At 61.1% G+C, this 17,992-nt stretch carries 16 protein-coding genes; 3 read left to right on the forward strand and 13 right to left on the reverse strand.

Features of this window, described 5'->3' with window-relative positions:
- The first annotated feature begins 296 nt into the window (after positions 1 to 296).
- From CLV97_RS06225 to CLV97_RS06235, 3 genes are all read left to right on the forward strand, one after another.
- Positions 297 to 1,577, forward strand: a complete 1,281-nt coding sequence (locus CLV97_RS06225) for an exo-beta-N-acetylmuramidase NamZ family protein (RefSeq protein ID WP_106344663.1) — start codon at positions 297 to 299, stop codon at positions 1,575 to 1,577.
- 49 nt (positions 1,578 to 1,626) lie between these two features.
- On the forward strand, positions 1,627 to 3,384 hold the full coding sequence (locus CLV97_RS06230; RefSeq protein WP_245891397.1) for a serine hydrolase domain-containing protein: 1,758 nt from the start codon (positions 1,627 to 1,629) through the stop codon (positions 3,382 to 3,384).
- 143 nt (positions 3,385 to 3,527) lie between these two features.
- The gene (locus CLV97_RS06235) at positions 3,528 to 3,875 is read left to right on the forward strand and encodes a hypothetical protein (protein WP_106344664.1); all 348 of its coding nucleotides are present in this window, start codon (positions 3,528 to 3,530) and stop codon (positions 3,873 to 3,875) included.
- 433 nt (positions 3,876 to 4,308) lie between these two features.
- Here the strand turns inward: CLV97_RS06235 and CLV97_RS06240 are convergent, their stop codons facing one another.
- The 13 genes from CLV97_RS06240 to CLV97_RS06300 form a co-directional block, all read right to left on the reverse strand.
- Complete coding sequence (locus tag CLV97_RS06240) at positions 4,309 to 4,716, reverse strand: acyl-CoA thioesterase (protein WP_106344710.1); 408 nt, start codon at positions 4,714 to 4,716, stop codon at positions 4,309 to 4,311.
- Between the two features lie 131 nt (positions 4,717 to 4,847).
- The gene (locus tag CLV97_RS06245) at positions 4,848 to 6,536 is read right to left on the reverse strand and encodes a long-chain fatty acid--CoA ligase (protein ID WP_106344665.1); all 1,689 of its coding nucleotides are present in this window, start codon (positions 6,534 to 6,536) and stop codon (positions 4,848 to 4,850) included.
- Positions 6,537 to 6,564: 28 nt separating this feature from the next.
- Positions 6,565 to 7,335, reverse strand: coding sequence for an SDR family NAD(P)-dependent oxidoreductase (locus CLV97_RS06250; RefSeq protein WP_106344666.1), 771 nt, complete (start codon positions 7,333 to 7,335; stop codon positions 6,565 to 6,567).
- 80 nt (positions 7,336 to 7,415) lie between these two features.
- A complete protein-coding gene (locus CLV97_RS06255; RefSeq protein WP_281257591.1) occupies positions 7,416 to 8,552 on the reverse strand; it encodes an amidase in 1,137 nt (378 codons plus the stop codon).
- Positions 8,459 to 8,821: an amidase family protein gene (locus CLV97_RS18775; protein WP_106344668.1), complete on the reverse strand. Its 363-nt coding sequence runs from the start codon at positions 8,819 to 8,821 to the stop codon at positions 8,459 to 8,461. The genes CLV97_RS06255 and CLV97_RS18775 overlap by 94 nt, the downstream gene beginning before the upstream one ends.
- Positions 8,822 to 8,883: 62 nt before the next feature.
- Positions 8,884 to 10,050, reverse strand: coding sequence for an acyl-CoA dehydrogenase family protein (locus CLV97_RS06265; RefSeq protein WP_106344669.1), 1,167 nt, complete (start codon positions 10,048 to 10,050; stop codon positions 8,884 to 8,886).
- 32 nt (positions 10,051 to 10,082) lie between these two features.
- A complete protein-coding gene (locus CLV97_RS06270) occupies positions 10,083 to 11,246 on the reverse strand; it encodes a thiolase family protein (protein WP_106344670.1) in 1,164 nt (387 codons plus the stop codon).
- 154 nt (positions 11,247 to 11,400) lie between these two features.
- The gene (locus CLV97_RS06275; protein WP_106344671.1) at positions 11,401 to 12,381 is read right to left on the reverse strand and encodes an NADPH:quinone oxidoreductase family protein; all 981 of its coding nucleotides are present in this window, start codon (positions 12,379 to 12,381) and stop codon (positions 11,401 to 11,403) included.
- 81 nt (positions 12,382 to 12,462) lie between these two features.
- A complete protein-coding gene (locus tag CLV97_RS06280) occupies positions 12,463 to 13,680 on the reverse strand; it encodes an acyl-CoA dehydrogenase (protein WP_106344672.1) in 1,218 nt (405 codons plus the stop codon).
- 111 nt (positions 13,681 to 13,791) lie between these two features.
- Entirely contained in the window at positions 13,792 to 14,580 is a 789-nt protein-coding gene (locus CLV97_RS06285; RefSeq protein ID WP_106344673.1) for an enoyl-CoA hydratase/isomerase family protein, read from the reverse strand.
- Between the two features lie 100 nt (positions 14,581 to 14,680).
- On the reverse strand, positions 14,681 to 15,832 hold the full coding sequence (locus CLV97_RS06290; RefSeq protein WP_281257589.1) for an acyl-CoA dehydrogenase family protein: 1,152 nt from the start codon (positions 15,830 to 15,832) through the stop codon (positions 14,681 to 14,683).
- Positions 15,833 to 15,843: 11 nt separating this feature from the next.
- A complete protein-coding gene (locus CLV97_RS06295; protein ID WP_106344675.1) occupies positions 15,844 to 16,740 on the reverse strand; it encodes a 3-hydroxyacyl-CoA dehydrogenase family protein in 897 nt (298 codons plus the stop codon).
- Positions 16,741 to 16,766: 26 nt separating this feature from the next.
- A complete protein-coding gene (locus CLV97_RS06300; RefSeq protein ID WP_106344676.1) occupies positions 16,767 to 17,969 on the reverse strand; it encodes a thiolase family protein in 1,203 nt (400 codons plus the stop codon).
- Positions 17,970 to 17,992: the final 23 nt, after the last annotated feature.

A 17,992-nucleotide genomic window follows, 5' to 3' on the forward strand; every position in this document is an offset into this window, starting at 1 on the left:
GAAATGAACCCTCCGCTTTCCCGTCCTTCTTTTCATGTATTTATTTCCATTCGAAATATTATCACGATTGCTTGTCCCGGTCAAGCAAGCGCCCCCTGGGGACGTTATGTTACAATGCTGAAATATTTAAAACCAATAAGCCAACTGTGATATTCTAATAGGAGATGGGGTACTCCAGAGGATGGAGGTCCAATCACGGAGAGGAAAGAAACCATTGTATGTAGAACAAGGAATTTCGGGGATTTATTTCAACCCGAAATGTCCCGATCCCACACTCCGCAGGGAGGGAAAGCTCGATGTGGAAACGGTGGCTGGCAATGGGTTTTTTGGCGTTTGTTATGATCTTCAGCAGCGTTTCGCATCACGCGGACGGCTCCCGGCACGTCGGGAAGCCGGCCAAAGTGAAAACCGGCCTCGAAATCCTGCTCGAACATCCAGATAGATTGAAAGGGAAAAAAGTCGGCCTGATCACCAATCCCACGGCCATCACCCGGGATTACCGCCATGCCCTTGACGCCATGTTGGAAGCGGGCATCCAGGTGGTCAAGGTGTACGGACCGGAACACGGCGTCAGGGGAACGGAACAGGCGGGAGATGAGCCGGGTTCCTTCGAGGATCCCCGGACGGGGCTCCCCTTTATCAACCTCTACGGCAAACAGCCCGGAGAGATGGTTCCCCTTTTCGACGGAGTGGATGTGCTGGTCTTTGACATCCAGGATGTGGGCACCCGCTTCTACACCTACATCTACACCATGGCCTACGCGATGGAAGCCGCCGCCGAAGCCGGGAAACCCTTCATCGTCCTGGACCGTCCCAATCCCATCGGGGGAGTCAAGGTGGAGGGGCCGGTGCTGGATCCGGCGTACCGCTCCTTCGTCGGGCTCTATCCGATCCCCCAGCGGCACGGGATGACGGTGGGCGAACTGGCCCGGTTGTTCAATGAAGAATTCTTCCCGCAGGAAGGCAAGAAAAAGGCGGATTTGACGGTCATCGCCATGAAGGGTTGGAAAAGAAATCAGCTCTACGAGGACACCGGCCTTCCCTGGGTGATTCCTTCTCCGAACATGCCCACGACGGACACCGCACTGGTATACCCCGGAACCGGGATGATCGAAGGAACAAACCTGTCTGAAGGACGCGGAACCACCCGCCCCTTCGAACTGCTGGGGGCCCCCTACATCAAGGGTTGGGAGCTGGCGGAAGCGCTGAACAAGGAAAACCTCCCCGGCGTCTCCTTCCGGGAAGCTTACTTCAACCCCACCTTTTCCAAATACGCGGGAGAGACGGTGGGGGGAGTTCAGGTTCACCTGGAGGATCCAGAGCGCTTCTCCCCCATTTTGACGGGTCTCGTGATCATCGAGAAGGTGAAACAGCTTTATCCCGAGGATTTTGCCTGGCGGAAAGACGGGAACGAATACTGGATCGACAAGCTGACCGGTTCCGACCGGGTTCGGAAAAAGTTGGATGCAGGGGTTTCCGCCCGCAAGATTGCGGAAGAATGGGAAGGGGAACTGAAGGATTTCCGCAAGCTTCGCGCCCGTTATCTGCTCTATCCTCCCAAAGGGCATAAACAATGACGCGCCGCACCTTGATCCGCGGACGCGATCGAACTTCAGGAGGGAGAACATGACCCGAGATCAAGGGAAAAGGCGGGGACATCGGAGATTTCTCAGCATCAGCCTGGGAATGTCGATGATCTTCCCGACCGCATTATGGAATCCTCCGTTCCTCGCGGCATCGGCAGAGACGACCCTGAAAAAACCGGAGGTGGAAATCGGCGGTGTCCAGGTGATCCCTTCTCAGAACCATCATCCCTTTCCCTGGGACAATCCGGGCCTTTCTTCTCCGGTATTGCGCTGGGGAGCGCCCAAGGCCGCCGGGATGAAAGTGGGGCCCTTAAACGCCATCGATCCGTATGTTCAACAGGCGATCCGGGAACGGACCATGCCCGGAGCCGTGGTTCTCATCGCCCGCAGGGGGGTCGTGGTGAAACACAAGGCCTACGGCCACTCCCTCCTTTATCGGGACGATCGGTACACTCCGGCGGAAACGCCGATCGCCATGAAGGAGGACACCATCTTCGACATCGCCTCCATCAGCAAGTTGTTCACCGTCACGGCGGCGATGAAATTGTACGAACAGGGGAAATTCAAACTGGATGACCCCGTCGCCCGCTACATCCCGGAATTTGCGGCGGAAGGAAAGGAAAAGGTGACCATCCGCCAGCTGATGACCCACACCTCGGGCCTCGCCCCGTGGATACCCCTCTACCAGATGGGAAACAACCGGGAAGAACGGCTGCAAATCGTGTTCCGCCAACCCCTGGAGGCGGAACCGGGAACCCGATATGAATACAGCGACCTGAACCTGATCACCCTGGGAGAGCTGGTGGAGCGGCTGTCGGGGATGTCGCTGGATGACTTCGTAAAGAAGCACATTACCGGTCCTCTGGGCATGACCGACACCATGTACAATCCGCCGGCATCGCTGAAGCCCCGGATCGCCGCGACGGAATATCAGCCGGAGACCGGACGGGGGCTGGTCTGGGGCGAGGTGCACGACGAAAACGCCTGGTCCCTTGACGGGGTGGCGGGCCATGCCGGGGTATTCTCCACCGCCAGGGATCTGGCCGTGTTCGGCCACATGTTCCTGCAGAACGGAAAATACGGCGGCAAGCGGATTTTGAAGGAATCGACGGTGGAGCTGATGGCGAAAAACCACCTTCCGGACTTCCCCGGGGATGACCAGGGACTGGGCTGGGAGCTGAACCAGGGCTGGTACATGGACGCCCTGGCCGACGCGGAAACCATGGGTCATACCGGCTTCACCGGCACCTCCCTCGTGGTGAACCGGAAAAACCAAACCATCGCCATCCTGCTGACCAACCGGGTCCATCCCACCCGGGACACCGTTTCCACCAATCCGACTCGCCGCCAGGTGGCCCGGTTGGCCGCCGACGCCATCCCCGTCGACGGCCTCGGAAAAAAGGGTGCCTGGTTCTCCGGCTACGGAGATGATCTGGACCGATCCCTGTGCAGCGGGGAACTGCCGAAGGCGTCCGAACCCTTCACCCTCACCTTCGACACCTGGTATCGCGTGGAAGCTGAACCGGGGACAGGAGACGATTCCGGCACCGTGGAAGGCTCCTCCGACGGAATCCGATGGGAGCCTCTGGCGGAACCCTTCGTCGGCAACAGCGATGGGTGGAAGCGGGTGAAGGTCACCGTTCCCCCGGAAACGAAATACCTCCGCTTCCGTTACAAGACCGACGACTACGCCAACGGCAGGGGTTGGTACGTCAAAAACCCGGTGCTGAAAACGGAGAGCGGAAAAAAAGTGAATGTCCAATGGTCCGGAGAAGGCTGGGAGATTCGGAATTGGTAATCCAAAAGAGGGAGGCGGGGCCACCTGCCTCCCTCTTGCGATGCTTATCGGTTTTGGGAAAAGAATAGTTGATCTGGGGGCCAGGCCAGTCCTGCCCGTTTGTCCGGCAGGAGTGCGAACCATTTTCGGAAAGGAGAATTTCTGTGAACAGCGCGCCTCTCCCCTCCCATCCCCTGTTGCAGCGGCTGATCAAAAGCGCCGGCGTCCAGGCGGGGCTCACCCTCCGAGCTCTGCGGGAAACCATTGCCTGCCGCCATTGGGAGGCTCTCCTCCTCTCCGCCCATCCGGCACACTTGCCCCATCTGATCGTCATCCGCTGGTTGTCCCGGCGGGACGCCCGATCGGACCGGGAAGCTCTGCGGCTTTTAAACCAAGGCATCCGATATCTCCAGAGAGCAGCCAACCGCTTCGACGATCCCACAGTCAAATCCGGATTGGAAGAATGGGCGAGAGATTTCCGCAAATGCACCGATTACTTGTCAACTCCCTAGGTCGATGGACAAACGGCACTGCCGACCGCGGAAGCGCCGGATGCGCCGTATTTCCCTTACGGTTCCCCTTCAATCACCACCACTTTTCCCTTCTCCACCGCCGCCACATGGGCTGGCCGGATGAATCCCCCCTTGTCCGTGATTCCCTTCAGCGGTTCTAACTTTCGGGCAGGACCAGTTGCTCTTGCACCCCTCCGGATATCCTTCCAAAAAACCCCCTTCTATCTCTTCCAACAGCGCTCCAATACCATCTATTGCGAAATGTCCTCATTTTATTCGACAAGCAGGCTTGCCCGAACAAAAATAAAAAACCGGGGAAAGAAATCCCGGTTCCATGCGGGAAGTCGTATTCCGCATTCCTTCGGTAAGGACGCAGGGGCTTCACCGCGACACCAGCCGATTCCACCCCCGCACGCATTTCCGATGACAAATTCTACTGCGCCTCTTTCTCCTCCAACAGGTGCTCCTCCAGCCGCTTCCGAAGCGGCGGGGGAATCGGCTCCGACCTTTGGGTCTCAAAATTGTAGTTGACGTAAGTGGCCGTTCCCTTGGCGCACAATTGGCCGTTTTGGTGCAGTTCCTCGTAGAGGACAAAGCTGCTGTTTCCGATTTTCCGGACCCAGGTCCGCACCTCCACGTCGCTTCCGTAATAGATTTGACGGAGGTAATCGATGTTGATGTTGACCACCACCAACTTCCATCGTTCAAAGGACAGGTCCGGCATGAACATTTTGAAGATCTCCTGCCGGCCGGCCTCAAACCAGACCGGCACCGTCGTGTTGTTGATGTGACCTGCTCCGTCCGTTTCGGAAACGCGGGGCTGAATGACGGTTCTGAACAAAGGACTCACACTCCACCCTTGGATGATTCCGGTTCCCCCGCACCGCGGCCCGGCCGAAAGGATTCGAAAGGGAAGCGGGTACAGCACATTTTACAATATTCTCTCCATTTCTTCCACGCATGTGGGGGGTTTTAGGAGCCATCCCCGGATTCCCTTTTGGCCTTCTCCCGTTCCTGCTCCTGCAGAGCCCGCCACAGGATCTTTCCGCTCGCCGTCATCGGCAATTGATCGACAAATTCCACCCGGCGCGGGCATTTGTATGCGGCCATCTGCCCCCTCGACCACTCAATGATCTCCTCTTCCGTCACCTTGCCGCGGTAGGGCTCCCGCGGGATGATGAAGGCCTTCACCGACTCCCCCCTCCGCGGATCGGGGACGCCGACGACGCAGGCCGTTTGCACCTTCGGGTGCTTGTACAGAATCGATTCCACTTCCGTGGGCCACACCTTGTACCCGGAAACGTTGATCATGCGCTTCGCCCGGTCGATGATGAAGAAATACCCCTCTTCATCGTAATAGCCGATGTCGCCGGTCCGGAAGAAGGGCTTCCCGTCCAGGGTGACGAAAGCCTTTTCCGTCTCCTCGGGACGCCTCCAATACCCCTTGAACACCTGGGGGCCGCGGACAACGATTTCCCCCTTCTCTCCCGGTCCCAGCTCTTTCCGGGTGTCCAGATCAATGATCCGCGCATCCACATCGAAGGAGGGGATGCCCAAGCACTGCAGTTTCGGCCGATCCGGGGGATTGATATGGGTTTGGGCGATGGTTTCCGTCAGACCGTATCCCTCCACATAGCGCATCCCCGTCAATTCATGCAGTTTTTCACCGACGGCCTCGGGCAACGGCGCACCGCCTCCGCCGATGTAAGACAAGGAGCTCAAATCGTACTTGGTCACATCCGGCATGGAAAGGAAATCGACCACCATCGTGCTGATATTGGTCCAATGGGTGCACCGGTGCCTTTCGATCAGCTTGGCCGCCGTCTCCCGGTCCCAGCGGGTCATGAGCACCACGCTGCCGCCGGCGTAGATCGGCACGTGCATGCCGTGGATCATTCCCGTCACGTGGAAAAAGGGAAGCGTGGACAGGGGGACGTTGCCCGCCGACACATTCCCCCACACCGCGGCCCCGACCGTATTGGCCTGCACCGTGCGGGCCGTGTGGATGCACCCTTTCGGCTGACCGGTGGTGCCGGAAGTGTAGGGCAGGACAACGATATCGTCGGGACTGAAGCGGACGGGTTCGGGCCGTCGCTGCAGCTTCAGGGCCGTATCCCACAGCGTGACGCAGGGATGGTCGATCTCCTTCCGATCCGCCGCCACGCTGTCCGGCAGGGACAGGTCCGTCCCCCTGTCGGCGTAATCTCCGTAGGCGGCGACAACGGCGTGTTTGAGGGAGGTTTTTTCCATCAGCGGGGCGATTCGATCGTACAACTCCTGGCCGACGATGGCCGCTTTCGGTTCGCTGTCGGCGACGAAGAAGGCCAATTCCCGGGTCAAAAGCATCGGATTGAGGGGTACGACAATCGCGTTGGCCCGTAGGATCGCGTAAAAGGCGATCATAAACTGAGGGGAGTTTTGCATGAAGAGAAGCACCCGGTCTCCCGCGGCAACCCCCAGATCCCGCTGCAGGAACCCGGCCAGGGCGTTCGCCTCTTCCAAAAAACGCCGGTACGTGATCTCCCCGCCGTAATAGTGGACGGCCGCCTTGTTCGGATACCGGGCGGCAGACACCTCCAGGTTGTGATAGGGATTGGTCTCGGGAACGACCAGCGACCTGGGCACCCTTTTGGGCCAATGATCGAAATGGCGGCTCAACATATTCATCCCTCCGCTTTCCGGATGTTTTCTAAAACCGTCCGGTCCCCCCGCCCGCCACCTTGATCGTCTCCCCCGTCACATAAGAGGAAGCCTCCGTGGCGAGGTAGAGACAGGCGTTCAGAATGTCCTCCGGCACTCCGAGCCGGCGGAGCGGAATCCTCCTCTCCAGTTCCCGTTTTGCCTCCTCCGAGGACGCCAGCACCTCCTCCATGCCCTCTGTCAGGATGATCCCGGGAGCGATGCAGTTGACGGCGATGTTGTAGGACGCCCACTCCAGCGCCAGGGTTTCGGTCAGATTGATCACCCCCGCCTTGGCCGCTCCGTAGGCGCCCAATCCCGGGGTGCCCCTGAGCCCGGCGACGGAGCTGATGTTGATGATCCTTCCGCCTCCCTGTTCCGCCATGATCGGGCGAACGGCGGAGCAGCAATAAAACACCTGATGCAGATTGTTCCTCACCACCGCGTCAAACCCGTTGGGCGACAAATCCTCCAGGTTGTGGGAAAAGCTCCCCCCGGCGTTGTTGATCAGGACGTCGATGCGGCCGAAGTGCTCCTTCACTCTTTGCATCATGGCCTTCACCTGCTCAAAATCTCGCAAATCTGCCGGACACGGCAACACCTCCCCGCCCGCTTCCTCGATCTCCCGGGCGACCGCCCGAAGCTTCTCCGTCTTCCTGCCGTTGATGGCCACCTTCGCTCCCTCCCCGGCCATCCCGATCGCCACTCCCTTTCCGATCCCTTGGGAACTTCCCGTCACCACGACCACTTTTCCTTTGATGTCATAGCTGTTCAGTCCCATCGGCTTCCCTCCGGTTTTTCGTATTTATCGAAGGATTCAGCAGATGGCCGGTGTGTTTTTCAATGCCCGGCGAAACCCCTTCAAAGCCGGATCGATTGTTCCAAGGCCCGCGAAACCGTCAGAATGCGCTTCTCCGCAAAGCGGGGGGCGACGATCTGCATGCCGATCGGCAAGCCTTCGGAAGAGCGCCCGCAAGGGAAGGAGGCGGCCGGGTGGCCCGTAAGGTTGAACAAGGAGGTCAGCATCCATCCATTGTGCGGATGGATCGGCTTCCCGTCGATCTCCCGGGGATTTCGGCCGTGCGGGAAGGCCGGCACCGCCAACGTCGGCGTCACCAGGAGATCAAAGGACTGCCAAACCTTCTCCACCTTCTCGTAGGCCGCCGAACGGTTTTGCCGCCACCGCTCCATTTCCACCGCCGAAAAACGCCGGCCGTGTTCGATGGTGGCCGCCATCCCCCGGGATATCCTGTCCCGCTCCTTCTCCAGAAAATGTCCGTAGTGGGCGGCAAACCAGACGGCCCACAGGTTGACGAAGGTGTTTGTCACGATTTCCGCGCCGTCTTCCAGGCCGAGGGACACCTCCTCCACCCGGCAGCCCCATTCTTCCAACCGGCGGAGGGCCCCTTCGACGACCGTCCGAACCTCACGCTCCACCCGGAAGTAATCCAGGTCGGGGCTGTACGCAATCCTCCATCCTTTCAGGTCCGGTTCCTCCAGCGGGAAAAAGCGCTCCGTCACCGGCAGCGAAAAGGGATCAGCCGGATGCAATCCCTGGAACACGTCGAGAAAAAGGGCGGCATCCTCCACATAACGGGTCAGGCTGCCATGGTGCAAGAAGGGATCGACCACGGAGAAACGGGTGGGACCCGTATCGTAGGGAATGCGGCCAAAGGTCGGCTTCATCCCGTAAACGCCGCAAAAGCCGGCCGGAATGCGAATCGACCCCCCTCCGTCGCTCCCCTCGGCGATCGGAGCCAAGCCCGCGGCGACGACCGCCGCCGATCCGCCGCTTGAACCTCCCGCCGTCCGGCCGGGATCATGGGGATTGTTGGTCCTCCCGAAAAGCGGATTGTCGGTGACGGCCGTGTACCCGAACTCCGGCGTGTTCGTCTTGCCCAGAATCACGGCACCGGCCTGCCTCGCCCGGGCGACGAAGACGGCGTCCCGGCCGGGAACGTGGTCGGCGAAAAGCTTCGACCCGAACGTCGTCCGAATGCCCCGGGTCGGCTCAGATCCTTGATCGCGATCGGCACCCCCAGCAGGGGAGGAAGCTCCTCCTCCGACATCAGCCGTTTTTCCGCCCTTTTGGCATCCTCCAGGGCCCGCTCCTCCGCGACGGTGCAAAAGGCGTTGATTTCCGGGTTTCGCCGGCGGATGTGATCCAAAAAGGCGCGGGCGACCTCCAGGGGGGAAAGCTCTTTGTTCCGGATCCGGCGGGCCAGCTCGACAGCGCTCATGGCGAGGATTTCCTGTTCCCGGGACACGCCTTTTAACCTCCTTGTCCCATGAATGGTGATTTGCCATCGCCCCGCCCTTTCCACGGGACCTAGAGAAAATCCCCCAGTTTGACGTAACCCTTGAGCAGGTTCCGGGCGATGATGATGCGTTGGATTTCATCGGTCCCGTCGTAGATCCGCCACACCCGCGCATCCCGGTACCAGCGCTCGATGGGCAGCTCCTTCGTGTAGCCCATGCCGCCGTGAATCTGCAGGACGCGGTCGACGACGCGGTTCCCCATGTTGGCCCCGAACAGTTTGGCCATGGAAGCCAGGTGACGGTTGTCCTCGCCCTGGTCCAACGTCCAGGCCGCGTTGAGCACCAGCCACTTGGCGGCTTCAATCTCCACCGCCGAATCGGCGATCTGCCATTGGATCGCCTGCCTCTCCGCCAGGGGCTTGCCGAAGGTGATCCGCTGCTTGGCGTAGTCGATCGCCATCTGAAGCAGCCGCTCCGCGCTGCCCACCGCCCGGGCACCGATCATCCACCGTTGGTATCCGATCCATTCCAGTCCCAGCTTATACCCTCCGTGCAGCTCGCCCAGGATGTTCTCTTCCGGGACTCGGACATTTTCAAAGATGAGGGATGCCGGCCCCCAGGAGCCCATGGTATGAATATACTCCGACCGCCATCCCATCTCCCGGTCCACCAGAAAGCAGGTCACCCCGCCGTGACCCTGTTTTTCCTTGTCCGTCACGGCGAAAACCATGGCAAAATCGGCTTCATTCCCGTGGGTGATGAAAATCTTCTCCCCGTTCAATACCCAGTGGCTTCCCTCTTTTCTCGCCGACATCTGAATCCGGCGGGTGTCGGAACCGGCGCCGGGCTCCGTGAAGGCGAAACAGGAGATTTTCTCCCCCTTCAGGGTGGGGATCAGATAGCGCTTCTTCTGCTCCTCGTTGCAATAGTAAAGGATGTTGTCCGCATGTCCCCCGAAGGTGAAAGGGACGAAGGTCTTGGAAACTTCCATCGTGATGATGGCCTGCATCAGGTGCCCCAAGGCGGCACCGCCGTACTCCTTGGGCGTGTTGATGCCCCAGAAGCCCATATCGGCCGCCTTCTTCTGCAGTTCCCTCAGCTTTTGCCGGGTGATCCCCGGCTTCCCTTCCCGTTCGTTCCGGAGCACTTCCGGCTCCAGAGGCATCAATTCCTTCTGCACAAACTTGCGGACCGTCTGCTGAACCATCCGCTGTTCTTCCGTGAGACGCAGATGCATTATCCATCCCTCCGCTCAAATCCATCCTCGGGTCAGCGCTCCAGCAATACGGCGATTCCCTGCCCTCCGCCGATGCAGGCGGTGACCAGACCGCGTCTTGCGTTTCGGCGATTCATTTCGTACACCAGCTTCGTCACCAGAATCGCCCCCGTGGCGGCGATCGGATGGCCGTGGGCGATGGCTCCGCCGTTCACGTTCACCTTCTCCATATCCAGGGGCAGCTCGCGGGCGCAGGCCAACACCTGGGCGGCGAAGGCTTCGTTCAGTTCGATCAGATCGATATCCTCCAGGGCAAGCCCTTCTCTTTTCAACAACTTTTTCGTCGCGGGAACCGGGCCGATCCCCATGAGGTTCGGATCCACCCCGGCCACCGCAAACCCCCGCACCGTCGCGAGGGGTGTCAGCCCCCGACTCTCCGCCATTCGGCGGGACATGACCACCAGGGCCGCGGCCCCGTCATTCACCCCCGAAGAATTGCCGGCGGTCACCGTTCCCCCTTCCTTGAAGGCCGGCGGAAGCCTGCTCAAAACTTCCAGGGATGTTTCCGGACGGGGATGCTCGTCGGTGTCAAAGAGGAGGAGTTCCCCCTGTTTCCCGGGGATCGTCAGGGGAACGATCTGCTCCCGGAAAAGCCCCTTTTCCATCGCCCGCGCCATTCGGCGCTGGCTGACGAGCGCATACCGATCCTGCTCCTCCCGGGTAATCCGGTATTTCTCCGCCAAGTTTTCCGCCGTGATCCCCATCGGGGGATTGCCGATATGCTCCGGAGACAAAAGCCTGCGCACAAATCTCGGGGGATTGCGGTCAAAGGGCTTCGACGGAGGCTCCAGCAGGTAGGGGGCGCGGGTCATGCTCTCCGTCCCCCCGGCGACGAAGATCTCGCCGGCACCCCCTTGAACCGCCAGGGCGGCCAGTGCCACGGCGTTCATTCCCGATCCGCACTGGCGGTCGATGGTGACCCCCGGGACCTCCAGGGAGAGACCCGCCTGCAACGCCGTCAGCCGCGCGACATTTCCTCCCCCCGCCAGGGCGTTGCCGAAAATCACATCGTCGATCTCCTCGGGATCGACGCGGGCGCGCCGGATCGCCTCCTTCACCACCTCCGCCCCGTAGATGTGGGGTTCCCAATCCTTCAGGGCGCCGCCCCGTCGGGCGATCGCGGTCCGCACCGCGGAAACGATCACAGCCTCCCTCATTTTTCCACCCCCGGTTCGAAGATTTGCCCGCCCAATATCCTTGCAACATCGGTGCCAAGCGGATATCCCGGATATAAGCCTCAACGGACACGGTTTTTTGAGTCAAATGGGAATCATCCAAATTATAAGTGAATTCATGTTGCAAAATGCCCCGTCAGGGATTCACCACCAATTTCCCGCGGGTTTTCCGGTCCGCCAGCAGATAAAGCGCCTCCGGCAGCTCTTCCAGGGGGAAATTCCCGTGCAGCAGCGGACGAATCGCCCCCTGTTCATACATCGTCATCAGCCTTTGATGCGCTTCCGCCACCCGATCCGGCATGCGCCTGCGGAACAGCCCCCAATGGACCCCGACGATGGAATAATTCTTGACCAGGGCGTGGTTGGTGGGTGCATCGGCGATCCGTCCCCCCGCAAAGCCGATAACGAGGATGCGGCCCTCGAAAGCGATGCATTTGCGGGACCGGTCGAAGACGTCACCGCCGACCGGGTCGAAGATCACATCCGCCCCGCGGCCGTCCGTCAACTCCTTCACCGCCTGCACGAAATCTTCGGCGCGGTAGTCGATGGCCGCCTCCGCTCCCATCTGTTTGCACAACTGAACCTTCTCCGGCCCCCCGGCCGTGGCGATCACCCTCGCTCCCGCCGCCAAGCCCAGCTGAATCGCGGCGGAACCCACTCCTCCGGCCCCGGCATGGACCAGCAGCACTTCCCCCGGACGGATTTTTGCGCATCGGTGAAGGGCGTAGTACGCCGTTTGGTAGGTGATGAACATCGCCGCCGCTTCATTCCAGCCGAGGGAATCGGGAATCGGATAGACGTGGCTTTCCGGCACAACGACCCATTCGGCAAAGCCGCCCCTCGGCAAGGGGGGCGTGGCCAGCACCCGCTCCCCCACCCTTAAGGCGACCCCGTCTCCAACCGCTTCCACCGTGCCCGAAATCTCGGCCCCCGGCGTGAAGGGAAGGGGCGGCTTTTCCTGATACTTCCCCTGGCAGAGCAAAATATCGAGGAAATTCACAGCCGCGGCCCTGACCCGAATCAACACCTCCCCCGCCGCCGGAGACGGCTTGGGCAGCTCCACCAGCCTGAGGGCTTCCCCCGGATCCCCCAGCTTGCTCACCTGCCATGCCCGCATACCGCTTCCCTCCCGTGAAGATGTAACCCCTCGGGTCCGTCGGCCGGGATGGTTCTTCCCGGCCCCGCCTTGAAGGGCCGATCACAAACTTCCCTTCTCCTTCGGGTGCTCCCGAAGTTCCTGCTTGGCGATGGACCGGCGATGCACTTCGTCCGGCCCGTCGGCGATCCGCAGGGTGCGCGCGTGGGCCCACAGGAAGGCGAGGGGGAAATCATCGCTCACCCCCGCTCCGCCGTGGGCTTGTATCGCCCGGTCGATCACGCGGAGAGCCATGTTGGGAGCGACGACCTTGATCATGGCAATCTCCTTCCTGGCCTCCTTGTTGCCCACCGTGTCCATCATGTACGCCGCCTTCAGGGTCAAGAGGCGGGCCTGTTCAATCTCGATCCGGGAATCGGCGATCCACTCCCGGATCACTCCCTGCTCGGCCAGGGGCCTGCCGAAAGCCACCCGGTTCTTGACGCGATCCACCATCAACTCCAGCGCCCGCTCCGCCATCCCGATCAGGCGCATGCAATGGTGGATCCGTCCCGGCCCCAGGCGGCCTTGGGCAATGGCAAACCCTTTTCCCTCTCCCCAGATGATATTGGAGGCGGGGACGCGAACGTTGTCAAAGAGGATCTCCGCGTGACCGTGGGGGGCATCGTCATATCCGAACACCGGAAGCATCCGTTTGATGCGGACCCCCGGCGTGTCGAGAGGAACGATGATCATCGAATGCCGTTCGTGCCGGGGCGCATCCGGATTGCTCCTGCCCATGACGATAGCCACCTTGCACCGCGGATCCCCGGCGCCGGAAGACCACCATTTTCGTCCGTTGATCACGTATTCGTCGCCGTCGCGGAGGATGGTCGTCTCCATGTTGGTCGCATCGGAGGAGGCCACATCCGGCTCCGTCATGCAGAAGCAAGAGCGGATCTCCCCCTCGAGGAGCGGTTTCAGCCATCGCTCCTTCTGCTCGTCGGTGCCGTACCGTTCCAGGACCTCCATGTTGCCCGTGTCCGGAGCGGAACAGTTGAACACCTCCGGGGCGATGACTGATCGGCCCATGATCTCGCACAAGGGAGCGTACTCCAAATTGGTCAGGCCGCCTCCCCGCTCGCTGTCCGGCAAAAACAGGTTCCAAAGCCCCGCTTCCTTCGCCTTGGCCTTCATCTCCTCCATCACCGGGGGAACCGACCACCGGTTCTCCCTCAGCTGTTCGAAATACACCTTTTCGTTGGGGTAAACGACTTCATCCATAAACGACAGCAACCTGGCTCGAAGGCTTTTGACCTTGTCCGAGTAAGCGAAGTCCACGGCAACCACCCCTCTTTCCGTAAAAGTTGGCAACCCGCGCATCCGGCTCCGGGGGCGCCCCCTGGCCGTTCCCTTCAGGTCCTATCTCCTTCCCCGCTTCCCTTCGGCAACTTATCGCCCTTTAAAGGAAGGCTTCCGCTTTTCCAGAAAGGCGGCGGTCCCCTCACGCATGTCTTCGGTGGTGTACAGGAGCGATTGGGCCAGCTTTTCCAGGATCATCCCCGTCCGCTGATCCGTTTCAAAGCCGGCGTGCACCACCAGCTTCGCCAACCGGACCGCCAGCGGCCCCTTCGACAGGATCGCTTCGGCCACGCTGCGCACCTCTTCCATCAAACGGCCCCGGGGAACCACCCGGGACACCAGGCCGATCCGCTCCGCCTCCCGGGCGTCGATCAGGGTTCCCGTCAGGATCATGTCGATCGCCCTCCCCTTCCCCACCAGACGGGCCAGCCGCTGGGTTCCCCCCGCCCCGGGAAGGATGGACAAATGGAGTTCGGGGAAGCCGAACCTGGCATTTTCCTGGGCGATCCGCAGATCGCAGGCCATGGCCAGCTCGCATCCTCCTCCCAAGGCGTAGCCGTTGACGGCGGCGATGGTCGGCTTTTCATACCTCTCGATTTCGTCGCAAAGCCCCTGCAGCACAGCGGCCAACCCGTCCCGCAGGGTGCGGCGGTTCAACTCGGCGATGTCCGCCCCGGAGACAAAGGCCTTCTCCCCCGCTCCGGTAAACACCACCAGCTTCACCCGGTCGTCCTCCCTCCAGGAACCAAGAACTTCCCTCATCTCCCAGATCACCGCGGAATTCAGGGCGTTCCGCACTTCCGGCCGATTGACGGTGATGATTCCCAACCCGTCCGCCACTTCCGCAAGGATCGTTTTCCGTTCCGGCGTCTCCGGCATCGCTGATCACCTGCCGTTCTTTAGGGTTGATCCCGATCGGACGAGGCGAACCACCTCCTCGGCTGATTGTCGGATGGCCGGCAACTTGCTTTCTCACCTCCTACCGGACGTACTCCTTTTTCAGCTGCGCCGCGATGATGTTGCGCTGGATTTCCGACGTCCCCTCATAAATCCGGGTGATGCGGGCATCCCGGTAAAACCGTTCCACCGGAAGCTTCCGCATGTAGCCCATGCCGCCGAAGATCTGCACCGCCCGATCGGCGATCCGGTTATACACCTCCGAAGCGTACAATTTGACCGCCGCCGCCTCCTTGATGACCTTCTTCCCCTCATCCACCAGGGAGGTGACGCGATACAGCATGCTTCGAAGGGTTTCAATCTCCACATACATGTCCGCAAACATGTGCTGAATCGCCTGATTCTCATAGATCGGCTTCCCGAATTGCTTCCGCTGCATGGCGTAATCCAGGGAAAGCTCCAGCAGTTTCTCGCAGGATCCCAGACAGCGGGCGGCGAGGGAAGCCCTGCCGTTGGCCAGGATTTTCAGCGCGTTGACATATCCTTCCCCTTCTTCCCCCAGCCGGTTGGCCTCGGGTACCTCGCAGTCTTCGAAAAAGAGTTGGCAGGTGTGGGAGCCCCGGAGCCCCATCTTCACATCGGCGGGTCCCCGGCTGAAGCCCGGAAAATCGCTCTCCACCAAGAAGGAGGTGATCCCCTTGGCCCCCTTGGAGGGATCGGTGCTGGCCATGACGGTGATCACATGGGCCTCCGGCCCGTTGGTGATGAAATGCTTCATGCCGTTCAGGACGTAACGGTCTCCCTTGCGTTCGGCCCGCGTGCGCAGATTGGCCGCATTGGATCCCGCCTCGGGCTCGGACAGGGCGAAGGCTCCGATCCATTGCCCCGTCGCCATCTTCGGCAGAAAGCGCTCCCGCTGTTCCTCCGTTCCCAGCTCCACGATGCCGACGGTCCCGATGCCCGTGTGGGCCCCGATCAAGCTGGTGAACCCGTTGTGGGTTTTGCCGAGCTCCTCCAAAAGGAGGCACTTTTCGGTCATGTTCAGGCCCAATCCGCCGTATTCCGCGGGGATGGACAGGCCGAAGAGTCCCAGCTCCTTCGCCTGCTCCACCACATGCTCCGGAATCCGGTCCTCCTCTTCGATCACCTGGGCCACCGGCTCCACCACATCCTTCACAAAATCCCGGACGACCATCTGCAACTGTCGAATTTCGGGTTTGATGTCCAGTTTCAAAGACCTCACCTTCATTTGACAGGATGATCCTGATCCGAGGGAATCCGCCGCCCCTGTTCATCGTAGCGGTACACGCCCCATCCGGTTTTCCGCCCCAGACGGCCGGCCTTCACATATTGAACGAGCAGCGGGCAGGGACGAAACTTCTCGCCCAGCGTCTCGTGCAAATACTGGAGCACCTTGAGCCGGGTGTCCCATCCCACCAGATCCCCCAACTCGAAGGGGCCCATGGGAAAGTTCAAGCCGAGCTTGATGGCCCGGTCGATCTCTTCGGGGGTGCCGACGCCCTCCATCAGCATGTAAAAGGCCTCATTCCCCACCAGGGCGCTGATGCGGCTGGTGGCAAATCCCGGCCGTTCCTGGATGCGGACCACTTCCTTCCCCAGTAGGCGACCCACTCTTTCCGTCTGTTCCACCGCCCAGTCGGCGGTTTGCAGTGCGCGGACCACCTCCACCAGCTTCATCCGGTGAACGGGATTGAAAAAGTGCATGCCGCAGACCCGGGCGGGATCGGAGGCGGCGGAAGCGATCTCGGTGATGCTCTTGGCCGACGTGTTGGTCGCAAGCACCACGTCGTCATCGCAGACGGCATCCAGCTTTCGGAAGACGTCCTGTTTGATGTCCAGATCCTCCACCACCGCTTCGATGACAAAATCGCAATCCCCAAAGGCTTCCAACGCATCCGCCGTTTCAATCCGGGGCAGCGCCTCCTCCCCCCGTTCCGGTTCGAGGTACCCCTTTTCCACCTGCCGCTTAACGAGAGAGGCGATCTGTTTCACCGCCTGATCGGCCACTTCCGGATACGCATCGTACAACACCGTCTGAAAACCGGAAACCGCCGCCTGGTAAGCGATTCCCCTCCCCATGACTCCCGCGCCGACCACACCGATCCGTCGCACATCCCGCATGTTTCAGCCTCCTCCCTCCATACGCGTCATCCTTCGATCCGCTCGACCACGGTGGCGATTCCCTGTCCCACCCCGATGCACATCGTCACCAGCCCAAAGCGGGCTTGACGGCGCTTCATCTCGTAGAGAAGGGACGTCAAGAGACGGGCCCCGGTACTCCCCAAGGGATGGCCGATCGCGATGGAACCGCCGTTGACGTTGCACTTCTCCTCGGGAATGCCCAATTCGCGCATACAGGCCAGGGACTGGGCCGCAAAGGCCTCGTTCAATTCCACCAGGTCCACCTGGTCGATCGTCAGCCCCGCCCGCTTCAGGGCCTTTCGGACCGCCGGAACCGGTCCGATCCCCATCACCGAGGGGTCCACCCCGGCCACCGCGGTGGAGACGATCCGTCCCAGGGGCTTGAGGCCGTATGCCCTCGCCTTTTCCGGAGTCGCCAGCAAAAGGGCCGCCGCCCCGTCGTTGATCCCGGAAGCGTTGCCCGCGGTCACCGTTCCCCCCTCACGAAAGGCCGGTCGCAGAGACTTCAGCTTCTCCAGCGTGGTATCCGGCCGGGGGTGTTCGTCCTCCTCCACCCACCGGGTTCCGCTTCGGTCGGTGACCGGAACCGGCACGATCTCTTCCTTGAATTTCCCCTCCCGGATCGCCGCCGCCGCCCGCTGCTGGCTTCGGAGGGCGAACCGGTCCTGATCCTCCCGGGAGACGCCGTAACGCTCCGCCACATTTTCCGCCGTCTCCCCCATCGATTCGGGGGGATACCGCTTCGCCAGCTCGGCATTGACGAACCGCCAGCCGATGGTGGTGTCATAGACGGTCGCATTTCCCCGCGGAAAAGCCCGTTCGGGTTTCGCCATCACCAGGGGCGCCCGGGACATGCTCTCCACGCCCCCGGCGATCATCACATCCCCTTCCCCCAACCGGATCGCCCGGTTGGCCTGATTGACCGCCTCCAATCCCGAACCGCACAGGCGATTCACCGTCACACCGCCGACGGTGACGGGCAAATCCGCCAGCAACAAAGCCATCCGCGCCACATTGCGGTTATCTTCTCCCGCCTGATTGGCCGCTCCAAAAATGACATCCTCCACGTCTTCGCCGGGAACCCCCGTCCGCTCGAGCAATCCCCGGATCGCCACCGCGGCCAGATCGTCCGGCCGGACGGAGGACAACGCGCCGCCGTAACGGCCCACCGGCGTGCGCACGGCCCCGACAATCCAACAATCCTGCACAATCTCCACCTCCTGCCCTCACT

The organism is Planifilum fimeticola, from assembly GCF_003001905.1.
Taxonomy (GTDB): domain Bacteria; phylum Bacillota; class Bacilli; order Thermoactinomycetales; family DSM-44946; genus Planifilum; species Planifilum fimeticola.